The sequence below is a fragment of the Pseudobutyrivibrio ruminis CF1b genome (genome assembly GCF_000424005.1).
Classification (GTDB): domain Bacteria; phylum Bacillota; class Clostridia; order Lachnospirales; family Lachnospiraceae; genus Pseudobutyrivibrio; species Pseudobutyrivibrio ruminis_C.
Genome location: NZ_AUJB01000010.1, coordinates 101,906 through 118,376 on the forward strand (window position 1 = coordinate 101,906; position 16,471 = coordinate 118,376).

Sequence of the window (16,471 nt, forward strand, 5' to 3'; positions counted from 1 at the left end):
TTTGGGGGCAAAGATGGGGAAGAAAATTTTGGTAATTGGCGATGCTATGCTAGATTCATATCATTTTGGTGATGTAAGAAGAATATCGCCTGAGGCTCCAGTACCTGTTTTTTTGGAAGTTGGTAAAAAGAAGTATTCTCCAGGTGGAGCTGCTAATGTGGCAATAAATATAGCTGCAATAGGAATGGATACAACACTTTTTGCAATAGCTGGAAATGATGATTATGGAAAAATATTAAAAGAACAGCTTGAAAAAAGTGGAATCAGTACGGAATATTTGCAGGTACGTGACGATTATCGAACAATATCAAAGCTTAGATATATAGGGCCGGGGAACCAGCAGATTTTGCGTGTTGATACAGAAGATACAACTCCTGAAAAGATATCTGTACTAGAAGGGTTATTTGATAAATTAGAAAAGGAGATTGATCAATACCATCTAATAGTTGTATCAGATTATCTGAAGGGATTATTAACAGAAGAAATAACACAACGAATTATTCAGTTGGGGTTAAAAAGAAAAATCCAAGTTATAGTGGATGTAAAAGATAAGAATATTTCAAAATATAAAAAGGCCACTATTTTGAAACCTAATCGAAAAGAGTTAGCAGAGTTATCTGGATGTAATACTGATACGCTTGACTTTGCAATATTAGCTGCCATGAAACTATGTAAGCAGGCTGAGTGCAAATACGTATTAGCAACTCTTGGAGCAGATGGAATGATATTGGTTAATGAAAATGGTCTTATCCGAAGGATTAAGAGTATGGCTCGCGAAGTTTTCGATGTAACAGGAGCTGGTGATACCTCAATCGCATATCTTGCAGCAGAGTTGGTTAAGGGAACGGATATTGAGCGTGCAATGATTATTTCTAATTATGCAGCAGGTGTACAGGTTTCAAAGGTAGGCACAAGTATTGTATATCCAGAAGAAGTCTGTGCAGCTATGCAGGAAGATGGCCGTTCTAAGACCGCAGGTATACTGAATTATTACACAGACGGTGGTTTGGAACCTTTAGCCAGAGCCAAGGCCCAAGGAAGAAAAATCGTATTTACGAACGGATGCTTTGACATTTTACATGTTGGGCATATTACATATTTGAGAAAAGCAAAGAGATTGGGCGATATTTTAGTGATTGGTGTGAATAGTGATGAGTCTGTAAGAAGACTTAAAGGGGATTCTCGTCCAATTAACACATGTGAAGACAGAATGGTTCTTTTATCATCTCTGGATTTTGTAGACTACGTAGTTGAATTTAAAGAGGATACACCTGCGGGATTGATTGAAAAAATAATTCCAGATGTTTTGGTGAAAGGTGGAGACTATAAACCAGAAGAAATAGCTGGTGCTGATTTTGTTTTAGCTAATGGTGGGGAAGTAAAGATACTTGATTTTGTAGAAGGAAAATCTACTACCAGTATTGTTGAGAAAATGAAAAGGAGCTAGGTATGGGGCTTGTTGAAGCTAGGATTAGTGAAAGCATTGAGGTAAAGCAGAGTATTCTTGCGGATAAGGACTTGCTTAGGAAAATTGAAGAGGCAGGCAAATTGGTTAAGCAGACATTTGTTGAAGGGGGAAAGGTCTATCTCTGTGGAAATGGTGGCTCGGCATCTGACTCAATACATATAGCAGCTGAGTTATCAGGAAGGTTCCAGAAAGAGAGAAAGTCATTACCGGCATTGTCTCTTAATGCGGATGTCGCCGCACTTACTGCGATTTCTAATGACTATTGCTATGATCAGGTCTTCGAGCGAATCCTCAGTGGTATTGTTCACGAGAAGGATGTATTGATTGGAATAAGTACTAGTGGTAATTCTGAAAATGTTTATAGAGCTATAGTTGAGGCAAAGAAACATGGCAGTAAGACAATTGGGCTAATAGGAAAAGATGGTGGAAAGATTAAGGATGTAGCCGATGTGTCAATAATTGTACCATGTGATAACACAGCTCGAATTCAAGAATCCCACATTATGATAGGACATATTATTTGCGAAATTGCTGAGGAAGATTATGAATAAAGCAGTTTTCTTGGATAGAGATGGGACAATAAATATCGATAAAGATTATCTGTATAAAGTTGAGGATTTTGAATATATACCAGGGGCTGTAGAGGGGATGCGAAGACTTTTTGACGAAGGTTATTTGCTAATCGTAATAACAAATCAGTCAGGTATTGCCAGGGGATTTTATACAGAAGAAGATTATAAAAAGATAGATGAGTGGATGAAGGCTGATCTTTTATCTAAGGGAGTGGAGTTGGCCGGTTCCTATTATTGCCCACATCATCCTTCGGCTGATGTTTCGGAATATAGGCGTAATTGTAAATGTCGTAAACCTGGAACAGAGCTGTTTTGGAAGGCACAAAAAGATTTTGATATAGACATGAATCGAAGCTTTGCAATTGGAGATAAGATGCGAGATTTGGCCATATGTAAAGAGGCTCCTGTAACAGGAATACTTTTTGGTGATGATGCAGCAGGGGTTAAAGGTGTCGAATGCTGTAGTGGATGGCATGAGGCTGTGGAGAGGATATTGGAGATGGAATAATGGCTCTGATGCAGAATTGGAAGATTACTTCAGATAAAATTGCATTATATGGTCTAGGTACAGAAACTGAAAGGCTCATTTCCCAGTGGGGAGGTGGGCCTAAAATTATTGGATTGTTAGATGGGTTTAGAGAAGAAGGGGAGCTTTATGGCTATCCAATTATTTCACTGCAGCAGGCGGTGGAAGCAGGGGTGCAGCAGATTCTTGTTGTGGCTAGGCCAGGGTCTTGTAAAGTTATTGCCAAGAGGATAGGAGAAGTCTGTCGTGAAAACGGGATTTCTGTTTATGATGTCCGTGGCAATGATTTATTAGAAGAGAAAGAAGCTAAATTTGATTTTAGTGGGATTAACGTATATACGAAGCAGAGTCTGCTAGCTGCTATTGATGATGTGGATGTAGCAAGTTTTGATTTGTTTGACACACTTATTGTGAGAAAAGTGTTGTATTACACTGATATTTTTCAACTGGTGGAATCCAGATTGAAAGCTAACGGTATAGTCATAGATGATTTTGCGTCAAAACGAATTGCTGCTGAAAAAGAGCTTTCTGTGGGAGCTGCGCCAAAGCTTTCAGATATTTATGAAAGGCTGTTGGCTGAGGAGTCTGTCAAAGAAATAACGGATGGTGAATTGGCAGAATTGGAATGGGAAATAGATTCATCATTATTTATTCCTAGAGACGGCATGTTAGAAGTAATTAAGTACGCCAAGGATAGTGGGAAAAAGGTAGTAGTCACAACAGACTGCTATTACGCTAAATCACAGCTTGTGGAGATGCTTAGAAGATTTGACTTGGATGTCTTTGATGAAATCTTTGTATCTTCAGAATATGGAAAATCAAAGGCAGATGGTCTGTTTGGCGTTGTAAAAGACCAATTTACAGGCAAAAGAATTCTCCATACCGGTGATGATGAATATGTGGATGTGGAGAAAGCTGCAGAAGCAGGAGTGGACGATTATCGTATATACGGTGCAAAGGATTTGTATGACGCAGTAGGTTGTTTAGGACTGGCTGGCTGTGGAGACAGTTTTGCTGATAAAGTGAAAATTGGCTTGTTGCTCTCGAAATTATTTAATAATCCATTTTTATTTGAGGAAGAAGATAAAAGAATCAAAATAGAAGATGCTAAGAATATTGGGTATTTTATCTGTGGACCTATGATTTTAGATTTCGCTTTTTGGTTCAGAGAAAAGGTTCAGAAAAACGAAATGGTCAATGTATTGCTATGTGCAAGAGATGGCTATCTGATGGAGAAGATTTTTGAGAGGCTTTCGCTTGATGTGCAGGGGAGGGTTGTATATTTTCTTACATCCAGAACAGCAGCTATTAGAGCTGGTATAGATAGTCAGGAAGATTTGGACTATGTGGATAGCATGAAATTCTTTGGAACCGATGATGAGAATCTTAGCATTAGATTTGGGATTAGTCTTGAACCTGGAGAAGACAGGAGTCAGGCGATTTTGAATAAATCTTTGGTTCAAAAGAGGAATTACAAGAAATATATAGATAATCTTAATTTGTTATCAGGGCGTTCAACAGTGTTTGACTTCGTGGCGAAGGGAACCACTCAGCTCTTTTTGAAAAAGTTGATGACGCAGGAGCTATACGGGATGTATTTTCTACAGCTTGAACCAGAGTTTATGTCTGACAAGGGATTGAATATTGAATCTTTCTATACAGAAGCAGAGCGAGATAAGAGCGTAATTTTTGATAATTATTATATTTTGGAAACCATTCTCACTTCGCCGATGCCATCGGTTGATGAGTTTGATGAGCAAGGGAACCCTGTTTATGCATCAGAAACAAGAAGCAAGGAGAACTTATTATGTGTTCAGCGGATGCAGGAAGGAATTTTGGAGTATGTAGATGATTATCTGAGCATCGTGCCAGAGGAACAGCGTGTGATTAATAAGCAACTAGACGAGGCCATGCTATCTTTGGTGGGCAAGCTTGAGATAACAGATAGCAAGTTTAGGAAGCTTGTGGTAGAAGATCCATTTTTTGGAAGGATGACGAAGATGGTGGATGTGTTGTAGAATATGTAAATTAATTAATAAGTTGACAAATGGCTTTCCGGCCTCCATAATCAAATTATGGAGGCTATCTTTATGTCTAATGAAAGAAATGCAGGGCGAAAGCCATTAATAAGCGAAGAGCAGATAAATGAAATAGAAGAACGATACAATAGCGGCGAAAGTCTTAGCACTTTGGCTAAGGAGTATGGTGTTACACGGCAGGCGCTTCATAAAAGATTGCAGGATAAATCCAATAAGCCAGTGAAAATTGACTGGATTGAGGATGGAGAATGTGTATCCTCTATGCAGATTGATTTCAAGAGGAGAGGTATAGTTCTTGCTAATTATGCTGTGGAAATATCTAAGCTGCCTTTTGGATTTAATGTCCAGCCAACCTGGCAAAATTTCATTAGCTTATTGGAAGAAAAATACTTAAAAGAACACGGTGTTGATGAACCTGGAACATATCTGGTTATAGACGATGGAAAAGGATTTGCGGTTGATGATGTTTTGGATTTGCCCGAAGATTTCCAAGGAGAAATCCCAGTTTTCGAATTTCAAAAGAAAGACCTTATTCTCACCAGAACAGATACTGACGGCTTCCAGATGAAAGCTATGTCTTCTGATAGAAGGTTATTTATAAAATCTCAGGCAGTGATTTCAGGAGTGGAAATGCAGGATTGGGCAGTGGAGATAATAGCGTCAGATTTGGCAGATCAGTTGGGAATTCCATGTGTTAAACAACATCAGTGTAAATTTGCTTTCGGAAATAGAAAGTGGGAAGGTGTATATTCAAAGAATTTTGAGATTGATGGGTACACATTCTTGTCATTTGAATCATTGATATCAACAGAGCATCTTTCTACTAAAGATGATGCCTTTATAAGAATGGGTAGTCTGGAAAAACTAGAATGGTGTGCTAATCAGCTTGCAAGAATAGGTGGAATTCCATGCGCCAAGGCCGAAAAATACATGATAGATTTGGCAGTGATAGATTGCCTGGTTGGAAATGTGGACAGGCATACAAGAAACTTCGGTTTATTCTTTAATTCAAACAAAGGTGAATACTCGATTCCACTAGTGTTTGATAATGGTATGGGCTTGTTTCAGCATGACTATTACAGGGACAATTATAAGAGCTTCGAGGAAGCAATGAACAATGTGTATGTTTCGCCATATGGAGAGGATCCTTTTGATTTCTTACATGAGTTAAATAAAAAGTATCATCTAAAGGTAATTTATGAGGGAGTGGAGGAAATTCATTACCTAAAAATTTTGCACACACCATTTGCTGAAGAATACGAAAGGAGGATGCAGCAGTTATGGCAGAAGTTAGATTAATAAATAATTTAAAGGGAATCCTTTATTACATAGACACTCCACTAATGGATTTTGAGATAAAGAACCGCGAGCTTGTAAAGGCTGAAGATTTGAGCAATGGTAAGCTATATCCATGGGAATTAGCCAAGCTTGGTGTATCCTATGGAAGCTTTAATCAGTTTTTTCAACGCAGAACTATGCGCGAGGGTTGCATGTTTTACAGAGAACATCTCAAGGCATTGGGGATGGACAAAATGGATTTCGACCTATACATCAAAAAGAATAATGGAAATAATCACTTGGATAATTACTGGGTGAAGTTTGAGGATTTTGGAGCTAAGTGTTTTGCGGAATTATAAAAGGGAGGATTAAGAGAAAGGAGATTCAATATGGATAGTATAAACATGAGAAATAGTGCAGAAATAGATGATAATGATGCAATTCGAGTAATGAAAGAAATTAGCAAAAGGGCTGAGGAGAACGGAATTGCCGATATGTCTTTAGAAGAAATTAATGCTGAAATACAGGAAGTACGTAAAAATAAATAATTATGCAGTAGTTTGTTTTAGGTATCTTAATGATGAAAAATCACTGTTTTTTAGAAAAACAGTGATTTTTTGCTTTAGAAATACTATAATATAATCAAAAACAGTGAAAAATTTAAGTTAGGAGTATTAAAAAATATCAAAATGGAACCATATGTAGCAAAAAATATGCCATTAGAATATGAAATGGATAAGGAGCTTCTGAGGCTTATTGCTGAAGCGAATTCTAGGTATGGAGAATATAAAGCAATTCTTAATACTCTTGAGTTTGATGCATCCTATTTCTTAGATTCAGTTATTCTTACTGAGAGTTATAAGTCAACTCAAATTGAGGGAACACAAATCTCTCAGGATGAGATGTTTTATTTAAAATATCTAGATGAAACTGATGATAAGAAAGAGATACAGAATTTAAAGAAGGCTTTATCTTATGCTGAGGAAAACAAAGGCACCGGTATTAATTATGAACTGGTTAATGAAATGCATAGGATATTACTTGATAGTGTTAGAGGTTCAGAGAAAACACCTGGCAAAATTCGAACTACTCAGAATTGGATAGGACCAAGAGGATGTACTCTTGAAACAGCAACCTTTGTTCCACCGGTTCCAGAACAGGTATATGGACTTCTTATCAATCTATATGAGTACATGAATAATATGTTTATTGATCCTTTTTTGATAAATGTAGCTATTTCTCATGCTCAGTTTGAGACTATTCATGCATATAAAGATGGAAACGGAAGACTAGGGAGAGCTTTGATTCCAGTGCAAATGTCAGTGCTTGACGATACACGACCTTTGTTATTTATGTCTGAAATAATTGAATTATATAAACCTTCATATCAAAGAAGTCTAATGGAATTACGACGTGGGAACATAATTGGTTACCTTAAATTTTTCCTACAATGTACAATAGACCAGTGTTCATCCTATATCTATAAGCTAGAAAAGGTTAAAGAAATATATAAAGAAGACATGGAATTAATAAAGGCAATTAGAGGCAATTCTGTATATAAGATTATGCCTGTAATTTATAAGCAGATAGTATTTACAAAGAAGGAGATAGTAGATGCTTCAGGTGTTTCTGTAAATGTTGTATCTAGAATTATTGAACAGTTGGTTGATTTAGGAATACTAATAAGAGATCCAAGTGTAATGAAGAAGGGATATAGATATCAAAAAATGTACGAAGTTTTTGTAAATTCAGGAATGGAATAAAAAAGAAAATCAAAGTTTTTTAACACATAGGGAGTATAATGCAAGGTACAGATTTATGTAGTTTTTTAATCTGCGAGGCATTGCTATGAAGAAATTTAGATTTATCAAGGGAATAGAGGCATTGATGCTGGCTGCAATTTTGGCAGCTCCAGTTAATGTGCTTGCCGGTGAGCCAGAAGAAAAGCCAGTGGAAGAGAAGACAGATGAACCTTCCGCTGAAACGCCAACAGAGGCTCCTGCAGAGTCTAAAATAGAAACCATGATTCTGGAAACCACTCCGGAGCCATCAGCTCAGCAGACATCTGGTGAAAATCTTCCAGAAACACCAGAATATAGAGAACCTGTAGTATCTGTGATTTTCCCATCCCTTCCAGAAGATGGTGAGTCACCACTGGATTTCCTTATTGATCCAGAGCAGCTGGTTTATCTTACTGATGCTGAAGCCTACGGCGGAGGCAGGGTAGATAGCGGAGCTACTATATTGTTTAGAAATTACGAGGGAGATTATGATTTCTCCCGCTATAGCGATAGATTTGAGGTTATCAACCAAAGTGACGTGCCTGTAGTTGTCACTGTTACAGCTCAGATGACCAATCTCGGTGAAATAGACATGGTGGACAATCCATACTTCGGTGACAGTGAAGCATGCACCATGTACATGGCGGTGGTGGACAATGAAGGCCATGAGCGACCACTTATCGATAATGGTTCAGTCACTATCCAGACAGAGATGGCAGCTGTGGATCAGTATTCATTCGGGCTTATTGGCTACTGCAATCCACTTGGAAGATGGCAGGATATATATGTAGCTCCTCGCGTAACGTTGACTTGGAACATGGAGCCAGTACTCCCAGAGGGGAAAGCACCTGAAGTAGAAATATACAATGAGATTCTTGAAACAGAGCCATACGAGGAACCAGGAGAACCTGATCCAGACCCAACGCCTACACCAGATGCAACTATTCCAGAAATTGACAAAGTACAGGAAGAGCACACATCAGAACCTCAGGCAAATACTACACCAGAATCACCTGCCGATGGCCAGGAAACCCCGGTAGACGAGGAACCACCGCCACCAGACGATTCTGATGAACCAGGCCCACCAAGTGATGATTAGTAAAATAGAAAATAATTTTCCGTTATATATAAACTTTCCGATTCATCATCCGATAATATAAGTAACAAAACAAAAATGAATTATCCATCAAAGCAAGCGGACCAATTCTCCGTTATCAGGTTTGGCAGAGGTCTTATCGGATGATGCGAAGGGAAAGTAACTTTGAACGATGATTCGGCAGAAAGGACCTACAAATGAATATCTCTAAATTTGATTAGAGCTGCTTTTCGACTTCGAATACCGAGGCCGTAAGGCAGCTCTCTTATTGTTCAGCCAACTAGTAAATTCTTTAGGCACCCAATCTCAACACACTTATTAGATAGAAAGTTCACAATTGAGTGATAGAATGAAATGACTCAGAATGGAACAATTAGGGGATAAATTTATGGAGGACTTTCGTGAGTTCAGAATGTCAACAGATGAACTGACAGGTTTGTTGGACAAGCAGACCTTCTTCGAGTGCGCCCAAAATCTCATAGATACAGCCCCCGAAGGTCAGGAATATGCATTCATTTTCTTTGACCTGGAAAATTTCAAAATCTTTAATGCCAACTATGGATATGAAATAGGTGATGAACTGTTAATATCCATCGCATATATTCTCAAAGACGAATTTGAAGGCCAGTTGCTCGCCCACTTTACTGGGGATCATTTTGTGGCTTGCGTTAACACAATTCAGGTTATTCAATCAATCAAATCTATTCGCGACAGAATTAAATTAATAAGAAAGAGCGTAAGTGTCGAGCTTAAAGCGGGCATTTTCCTATACGACGGAGAGGAAAAGGACGTAATTAAATGCTGCGACAAGGCTCGTATGGCCTGCATCAGCATCAAGAAAAAATATGATGTTGGATATCGTGTATACGATAAGGAGCTGGGTGGTACCATCCAGCGTAAACAGTCGATTCTTGACAGACTGGATGAGGCTATCGCAAAGAGATATATCAAGGTTTATTACCAGCCAATCGTCCGCTCATTTACAGGCGAAGTCTGCGCCTGGGAGGCACTGGTAAGATGGCAGGATCCAATAAAAGGTGTTGTATATCCTAATGAATTTATCCCTGTTCTTGAGGAATACAGACTGATTCAAAAGATAGATATGTTTGTAATTGAAGAGGTATTTTCCCGATATCATCACGAGGTTGAAGGAAAGATGCCTGCAGTTCCTGTGTCTATTAATCTCTCAAGAATTGATTTTGAGGTTATGGACATTGTTGAGTTCTTCGAAGAGAAGGTGCGCCAATACAAGTGCCCTAAGAACCTGTTCCACCTGGAAATTACAGAAAGTGCCCTGATGGAGAACACAGAGCATATCATGAATCAGATTACAAGGCTCCGTGAGAACGGTTTTGAAGTGTGGATGGACGATTTCGGAAGTGGATATTCGTCTCTTAACCTTTTAAAGAATTACCAGTTTGACCTTGTAAAGATAGATATGGATTTCCTTAGTGAATTTGAGGAATCTGAGAACGATAAAATCATTCTCAAGCATATCGTTTCAATGATTAAAAACCTTGGTTCACACACGCTTATCGAGGGTGTAGAGACCCAGGAGCAGTTTGATTTCATGAAGAGCATCGGCTGCGAAATGATTCAGGGTTATTTTATCGCCAGACCTATGCCATATCTGGAGGGTCTCGACAGTATTAAAAAGAACGGAAGAACTCTGGAAACACATGAGGAACGTCTCTTCAACGATGAAATCGGTAAGATTGATATCTTAAGGCAAAATCCACTGCAAAATGTTGAACATCCTGATGATGACAGCGCTCTTCCTCTTGCAGTACTGGTAAATGAGGATGGTATTTGGAGCTTCAAATATTTCAATGAAGAGTTCATGAATATCATGAAACTTTTTGGCTATATAGATGAAGCTGATATTGAGCTGATGCTGAACAAGGAACATACCCGCTGGCTTCAGTATCATCACTTTATAGATATATGCGCCCACAGTAAACAAGAACATATTTCCGAGAGCATGGATTACATAATAAACGGACGAATTGTAAACATGCGTGTTCGCCATATAGGAGAGTCAAAGGAAGGCAAGCGTGATGCTTACATGGTTTCCTACAGACTGTTATCACGTTTTAGAAATTCTGATTATGACAACAGAATTAGTGCAATCAGTCATTCAATGTTCTCTTTGTACGAAAGTGTAGACTTGTTCGGAATACATGATGATTTTTATGAGAACATTTACCTTAGCGACAGCAGACTGCATGTGGAATTTGATGAGGGAAAGGGAAAGTCTCGAGAAGTAATAGAAGGAATTTGTGAGAACCTTGTTCATGAAGATGACCGTGTTTATTTCCGACAGCTGTTTGATATGAACACAATTGAACAACGTATTGCAGAAGAGCCCGGCGGAGCAGCTGTGGGATTCTACAGAATTCTCAACTCCAAACATAATTATGTTTGGAAGATGGTAACTATCTCTCTAATGCATTTTGAGAATAATGAGTGTGTCCTTTGTTGTGTAAACGAGGCTCCTAATGAGATTGCTCGACGTATGGCAAGTAGCCAGCATGAAAGATGTCTAAGTACAGATGCGGAAAATACTGAGATTCCAACAAGGTTAAACCCGACCTTCGAAAATATTCTTCAGCTTATTCCGGTAGGTGTTTTTTGGAAGGATAAGGAGAGAAGATTCCTTGGCGCCAACCAGATGTTTTTGGATTATTACGGTCTTCAGTCTGTTCAGGAGATTCTTGGAAAGACCGACGAAGATATGGGCTGGCATATCAATCCGGAGCCATTTAAAAAGGATGAGATGGATGTTATTAACAATGGACGAAGCATCGAGAATGTACGAGGTGAGTGCATTGTAAAAGGCAGTGTTCGAAAGATCGTAGCCAGCAAGCAGCCATACGTTGTTGATAGAAAAATCGTTGGTCTCGTAGGCTATTTCAAGGATGTAACAGATGAGCTGAAAGAGCAGGAAAAGTTGGAAATGCTTACAATGACAGATGCCCTTACAGGATTATACAACCGCCGAGCATTTGCAGAAGTCGTTGAAAAGTTCATGAATCAGTATGCCAGCGACAGAACAGATTTTGCACTGCTGATGGTAGATATCGACAAGTTCAAGCAGATTAATGATTTGTACGGCCATGATTATGGTGATTTGGTACTTACAAAAGTCAGCTACATTCTGAAGCATGTTGCATCCGACAACAGCGTAGTATTCAGATTTGGCGGTGATGAGTTTGTTATTCTCCACCAGCATAAAAACGAAGCTGAGCTTGAAAGTATAAAGATGGAAATCCTGGCAGAATTGAATCGAGCTAATCAGATGGCAAGCACTTCCATTAGCGTTCAGTTGTCAATTGGTGTTGCAGTCTATTCAAATTATGGAAATTTGAGAGACTGTCTGGATGCTGCTGACAAAGAGATGTATGCAGAGAAGGAACAACACAAAAAGGAGCAATAGTGTACAAAAATAAAACCTGAAAAATGTGTATTATGACGGAATTTGATTATTTGTGATTGAATATGATTGTTTATGATTGCCACCGCGATTTAGTAATGTTATATTTTGATTGTAATAATCATAAATGAGCAGAAATGCTCAAAGGGGTGGTGGACAGATGCTCACTGAAGAGAGAAGGACACGAATAATCGAAATCGTCAATGAAAAGAAGGCTGTATCAGTTAATGAGCTGGTTGAGCTTTTGGACACATCGGCAGCCACAATCAGACGAGATATTAACGAGTTAAATCGTTCTCGCAAGCTTATAAAGGTGTTTGGTGGTGCTACATCAATCTCAGCGAAGGATGTTATTACCAAAGAAGATGCCGTAAAGCAAAAGGCTCAGAAGAATGTCACAGAAAAAGGCAACATCAGCCGATATGCCGCAAGCCTTATTCAGGATAATGATTTTGTTTATATTGACGCTGGTACTACTACACTTGCCATGCTGGAATACATTAATAACCACAAAGCAAAGTACATCACAAATGGTGTTGTGCACGCACGTATCCTTATGGAAAAGGGGCTTGAGGTTGTTATGATTGGTGGAAGACTAAAAGCCTCCACCGAGGCAGTTGTTGGTCCAGATTGTACAGAGTTCATTCGTAAGTATCATTTTACAAAAGCCTTTATGGGTACCAATGGTATTTCCGTACACGCAGGCTTTACTACACCTGATGCTGACGAGGCAATGATTAAGACAGCCGCCATCAGACATGCATATAAGTCATTTATCCTGGCGGATCACACTAAGTTTGATGAAGTAAATTCTGTGACATTTGCAGAGATTGGTGATTGCACCATCATCACAGACAAGCTTCCATCAAAGGATTACATGAACAACACTACAGTGAAAATCTGTAGCGAATAGGAAATAGAATACGGAGGTACGAAGATGGTTTATACGGTTACATTTAACCCTGCAATCGATTATGTAGTACGAATGGATGGGGATTTACTCCCAGGTATGACAAATCGTTCTGCTAGCGAGGAGTATTATTTTGGCGGAAAGGGTATCAATGTATCCATGGTTTTAGCTGAGCTTGGCGTAAAGAGCACAGCCCTTGGTTTTGTAGCAGGCTTCACAGGCCGTGCAATCGAGGAAGGTGTTAAAGAGCAGGGCATTGATACAGATTTCATTAAGCTTAAAGAAGGCAATTCCAGAATTAATGTAAAGCTCAAGGCTACAGAGGAAACAGAAATTAACGCGCAGGGACCTAAGATTGACGAAGCTTCTCAGAAAGAACTTTTTGACAAGCTTTCAAAATTAGTAGAGGGTGACACACTTATCCTTGCAGGCTCTATTCCAAATTCACTTCCAGATGATGTATATGAAAGAATCCTTTCATCCCTCGATGGAAAGGGAATCAATTTTGTCGTTGATGCAACAAAAGATTTGCTGACAAACGTTCTTAAGTATCATCCATTCCTTATCAAGCCAAATAATTTCGAGCTTGGTGAGATTGTGGGAAAGGTGCTTACAACAGACGATGAGATATACGAGGGAGCTTTAAAGCTTCAGGAAATGGGAGCTAGAAATGTTCTTATTTCAATGGCAGGTGATGGCGCTATGCTGGTTGATGAAAACGGCCAGAGATACCGCATCGGTGTGCCAAAGGGACAGGTAAGAAATTCAGTAGGTGCCGGAGATTCAATGGTAGCAGGCTTTGTTGCAGGCTACATGAAGGAGAAGAACTACGACACAGCACTTAAGATGGGAACCGCAGCAGGTTCAGCAACAGCATTCTCAGACGGACTCGCAAAGGCAGCTGATATTGAGGCGTTGTATAAAACATTGAAATAAATGTTTATATAAAAATTTATTAATGTTTTAATGTAGGAGGGAATATGAAAATTTCAGAGTTTATCGATCCTAAAGGGATCAAGCTTCAGGTTGCGTTAGCAGACCAGAACGATGCAATTGATCAACTTATTGCACTTCACGATTCTGTAGGTAACTTGAAAGACGTAGCACAGTTCAAGGAAGCTATCCTTGCTCGTGAGGCAAAGGGTTCAACAGCTATCGGAAATGGTATTGCTGTTCCTCACGGAAAGTCAGCAGCTGTAGCTAAGGCAGCTGTTACAGCTATTACTTGCCCAGCAGGTGTTGATTATAAGGCGCTTGATGGCAAGCCAAGCAATCTTTTATTTATGATTGCTGCTCCAGAAGGTGGTGCAGATACTCACCTCGAGGTGCTTTCTAAGCTTATGACAATGCTTATGGATGCATCATTCTGCAAGACTCTTGTAGAGGCAAAGACAGTTGATGAGTTCCTTGGACTTATTGACAAGAAGGAAGCTGAGAAGGACGCTGCTTCAGGCGTTAAGGCTACTTCTGGAAACAAGAAGATTGTTGCAGTTACAGCTTGCCCTACAGGTATTGCTCATACATTTATGGCTGCAGAGGCTCTTGAGCTTAAGGCTAAGGAGCTCGGCATTGGTTTCAGAGTAGAGAAGGACGGCTCTGCAGGAGCTAAGGATCCTCTTACAGCAGCTGAAATCGCTGAGGCAGATGCAGTTATCGTAGCATGCGATAAAAATATCGACATGAGCGTTTTCGATGGCAAGAAGGTTGTGCTTGCATCTACAAAGGATGCTATTCACACACCAGAGAAGCTTTTCGAGAAGGCTGAGACAGCAGCTGTTTATCATCATACAGGCGCTGTTACAAAGAAGGCAGATGATTCTAATGAGACATTAGGACGTCAGCTTTACAAGCACTTAATGAATGGTGTATCTCACATGCTTCCATTCGTTATTGGTGGTGGTATCCTTATCGCTATCGCATTCTTGCTTGATGATTATTCAATTGATCCTAGCAACTTCGGTTCTAATACACCTGTAGCTGCTTGGTTCAAGACAATTGGTGGTGGAGCATTTGGATTTATGCTTCCTATCCTTGCTGGTTTCATTGCTCAGTCAATTGCTGACAGACCAGGTCTTGCAGTTGGTTTCGTAGGTGGTCTTCTTGCATCAACAGGAGCCACTTTCGCTAACCCAGGTGGAGCTATTCCATCAGCCTTCCTTGGTGCATTAGTAGCAGGTTTTGCAGCTGGTTACTTTATGAAGTGGCTCGAGAAGGTTTGCGACGTACTTCCACAGTCTCTTGAAGGTATCAAGCCAGTACTTATTTACCCACTTTGCGGTATCACAGTAATCGGTATTATAATGTGCGCAATCAACCCAATCGTTGGTGCCCTTAACGCATGGATTTCAGGTGTTCTTACAGGAATGGGAACAACATCACTTATTCCTCTTGGAATCATCCTTGGTGCTATGATGGCTACAGATATGGGTGGTCCACTTAACAAGGCAGCATATGTATTCGGTACAGCTGCTCTTGCAGAGCAGAACGAAGTAGGCTGGATGATTATGGCAGCAGTTATGGTTGGTGGTATGGTTCCTCCAATCGCTATCGCTCTTGCCACACTTATCTTCCCTAAGAAGTTCACAGTTGCTGAGAGAAAGGCTGGTCCTGTTAACTTTATCATGGGCTTCTGCTTCATCACAGAGGGTGCTATCCCTTATGCAGCAGCAGATCCACTCCACGTTATCCCATCACTTATGGTTGGTTCAGGCGTGGCAGGTGCTCTTTCAATGGCATTCAAGTGTACACTTATGGCTCCACATGGTGGAATCTTCGTATTCCCAGTAGTTGGACATGCTGTACTTTACCTTGTAGCCCTTGCAATCGGCTCGTTAGTAAGCTGCTTACTTCTTGGCTTATTAAAGAAGACAGTAGAAGATTAAATGAATTTTTAACTTCGTATATTTAAACACCATTCCGAGGGGGTGACCCCTCGGAGTGGATTTTTGTTTATATTTGTTAGAATTTTGAAAAAACTTGTATTTTTTTTAGAGAAACAATTATAGACAAATGGGTTGTTTTTCTATAAAGTATATAAGTACTTTTTTAGGGATAATTACGTTTATTGAAACGAAAGGAGTTTTATTATGGTTTCAAAAGTAGTTAAGGTTACAAACGAGCAGGGTATGCACATGCGTCCAGCTACAGTTTTCAGCGCAGCTGTTACACCATTCGAGTCAGATGTTAAGATTGGTTACAATGGTATGCAGTACGATGGAAAGAGCGTTATGATGCTTATGGCAGCTTGCATTAAGTGTGGTGCTGAGATCGAGATCATCTGCGATGGTTCTGATGAGGAAGCAGCACTTGCTAAGGCTGTTGAGCTCGTTGAGAGCGGTTTAGGAGACTAATCGTTACACTATTCATAT

General features: G+C 39.6%; 14 protein-coding genes. All 14 read left to right on the top strand.

The window, feature by feature from the left end; genetic code table 11:
• The first annotated feature begins 13 nt into the window (after nucleotides 1-13).
• The gene (gene rfaE2, locus G592_RS0109090) at nucleotides 14-1,447 is read left to right on the top strand and encodes a D-glycero-beta-D-manno-heptose 1-phosphate adenylyltransferase (RefSeq protein ID WP_036952446.1); all 1,434 of its coding nucleotides are present in this window, start codon (nucleotides 14-16) and stop codon (nucleotides 1,445-1,447) included.
• 2 nt (nucleotides 1,448-1,449) lie between these two features.
• Entirely contained in the window at nucleotides 1,450-2,019 is a 570-nt protein-coding gene (locus G592_RS0109095) for a D-sedoheptulose-7-phosphate isomerase (RefSeq protein ID WP_028247554.1), read from the top strand.
• Nucleotides 2,012-2,548 (top strand): D-glycero-alpha-D-manno-heptose-1,7-bisphosphate 7-phosphatase, encoded by a 537-nt coding sequence (locus G592_RS16100; protein ID WP_081660365.1) that lies wholly within the window; start codon nucleotides 2,012-2,014, stop codon nucleotides 2,546-2,548. The genes G592_RS0109095 and G592_RS16100 overlap by 8 nt, the downstream gene beginning before the upstream one ends.
• Nucleotides 2,548-4,584: an HAD family hydrolase gene (locus tag G592_RS0109105; RefSeq protein WP_051194844.1), complete on the top strand. Its 2,037-nt coding sequence runs from the start codon at nucleotides 2,548-2,550 to the stop codon at nucleotides 4,582-4,584. The genes G592_RS16100 and G592_RS0109105 overlap by 1 nt, the downstream gene beginning before the upstream one ends.
• Nucleotides 4,585-4,656: 72 nt before the next feature.
• Nucleotides 4,657-5,904, top strand: a complete 1,248-nt coding sequence (locus G592_RS0109110) for a helix-turn-helix domain-containing protein (RefSeq protein ID WP_028247556.1) — start codon at nucleotides 4,657-4,659, stop codon at nucleotides 5,902-5,904.
• Complete coding sequence (locus G592_RS0109115; protein WP_028247557.1) at nucleotides 5,886-6,242, top strand: hypothetical protein; 357 nt, start codon at nucleotides 5,886-5,888, stop codon at nucleotides 6,240-6,242. The genes G592_RS0109110 and G592_RS0109115 overlap by 19 nt, the downstream gene beginning before the upstream one ends.
• Before the next feature lie 30 nt (nucleotides 6,243-6,272).
• Nucleotides 6,273-6,431, top strand: a complete 159-nt coding sequence (locus G592_RS16105; protein WP_176754491.1) for a hypothetical protein — start codon at nucleotides 6,273-6,275, stop codon at nucleotides 6,429-6,431.
• A gap of 141 nt (nucleotides 6,432-6,572) precedes the next feature.
• Entirely contained in the window at nucleotides 6,573-7,646 is a 1,074-nt protein-coding gene (locus tag G592_RS0109125) for a Fic family protein (RefSeq protein WP_028247558.1), read from the top strand.
• A gap of 85 nt (nucleotides 7,647-7,731) precedes the next feature.
• A complete protein-coding gene (locus G592_RS0109130) occupies nucleotides 7,732-8,763 on the top strand; it encodes a hypothetical protein (RefSeq protein ID WP_028247559.1) in 1,032 nt (343 codons plus the stop codon).
• 385 nt (nucleotides 8,764-9,148) lie between these two features.
• Nucleotides 9,149-12,196, top strand: a complete 3,048-nt coding sequence (locus tag G592_RS17050) for an EAL domain-containing protein (protein WP_051194845.1) — start codon at nucleotides 9,149-9,151, stop codon at nucleotides 12,194-12,196.
• 157 nt (nucleotides 12,197-12,353) lie between these two features.
• On the top strand, nucleotides 12,354-13,106 hold the full coding sequence (locus G592_RS0109140) for a DeoR/GlpR family DNA-binding transcription regulator (protein ID WP_028247560.1): 753 nt from the start codon (nucleotides 12,354-12,356) through the stop codon (nucleotides 13,104-13,106).
• Nucleotides 13,107-13,130: 24 nt separating this feature from the next.
• The gene (gene pfkB, locus G592_RS0109145) at nucleotides 13,131-14,039 is read left to right on the top strand and encodes a 1-phosphofructokinase (RefSeq protein WP_028247561.1); all 909 of its coding nucleotides are present in this window, start codon (nucleotides 13,131-13,133) and stop codon (nucleotides 14,037-14,039) included.
• Between the two features lie 44 nt (nucleotides 14,040-14,083).
• On the top strand, nucleotides 14,084-15,985 hold the full coding sequence (locus tag G592_RS0109150) for a PTS fructose transporter subunit IIABC (protein ID WP_028247562.1): 1,902 nt from the start codon (nucleotides 14,084-14,086) through the stop codon (nucleotides 15,983-15,985).
• Between the two features lie 204 nt (nucleotides 15,986-16,189).
• Entirely contained in the window at nucleotides 16,190-16,453 is a 264-nt protein-coding gene (locus tag G592_RS0109155; RefSeq protein ID WP_028247563.1) for an HPr family phosphocarrier protein, read from the top strand.
• Nucleotides 16,454-16,471: the final 18 nt, after the last annotated feature.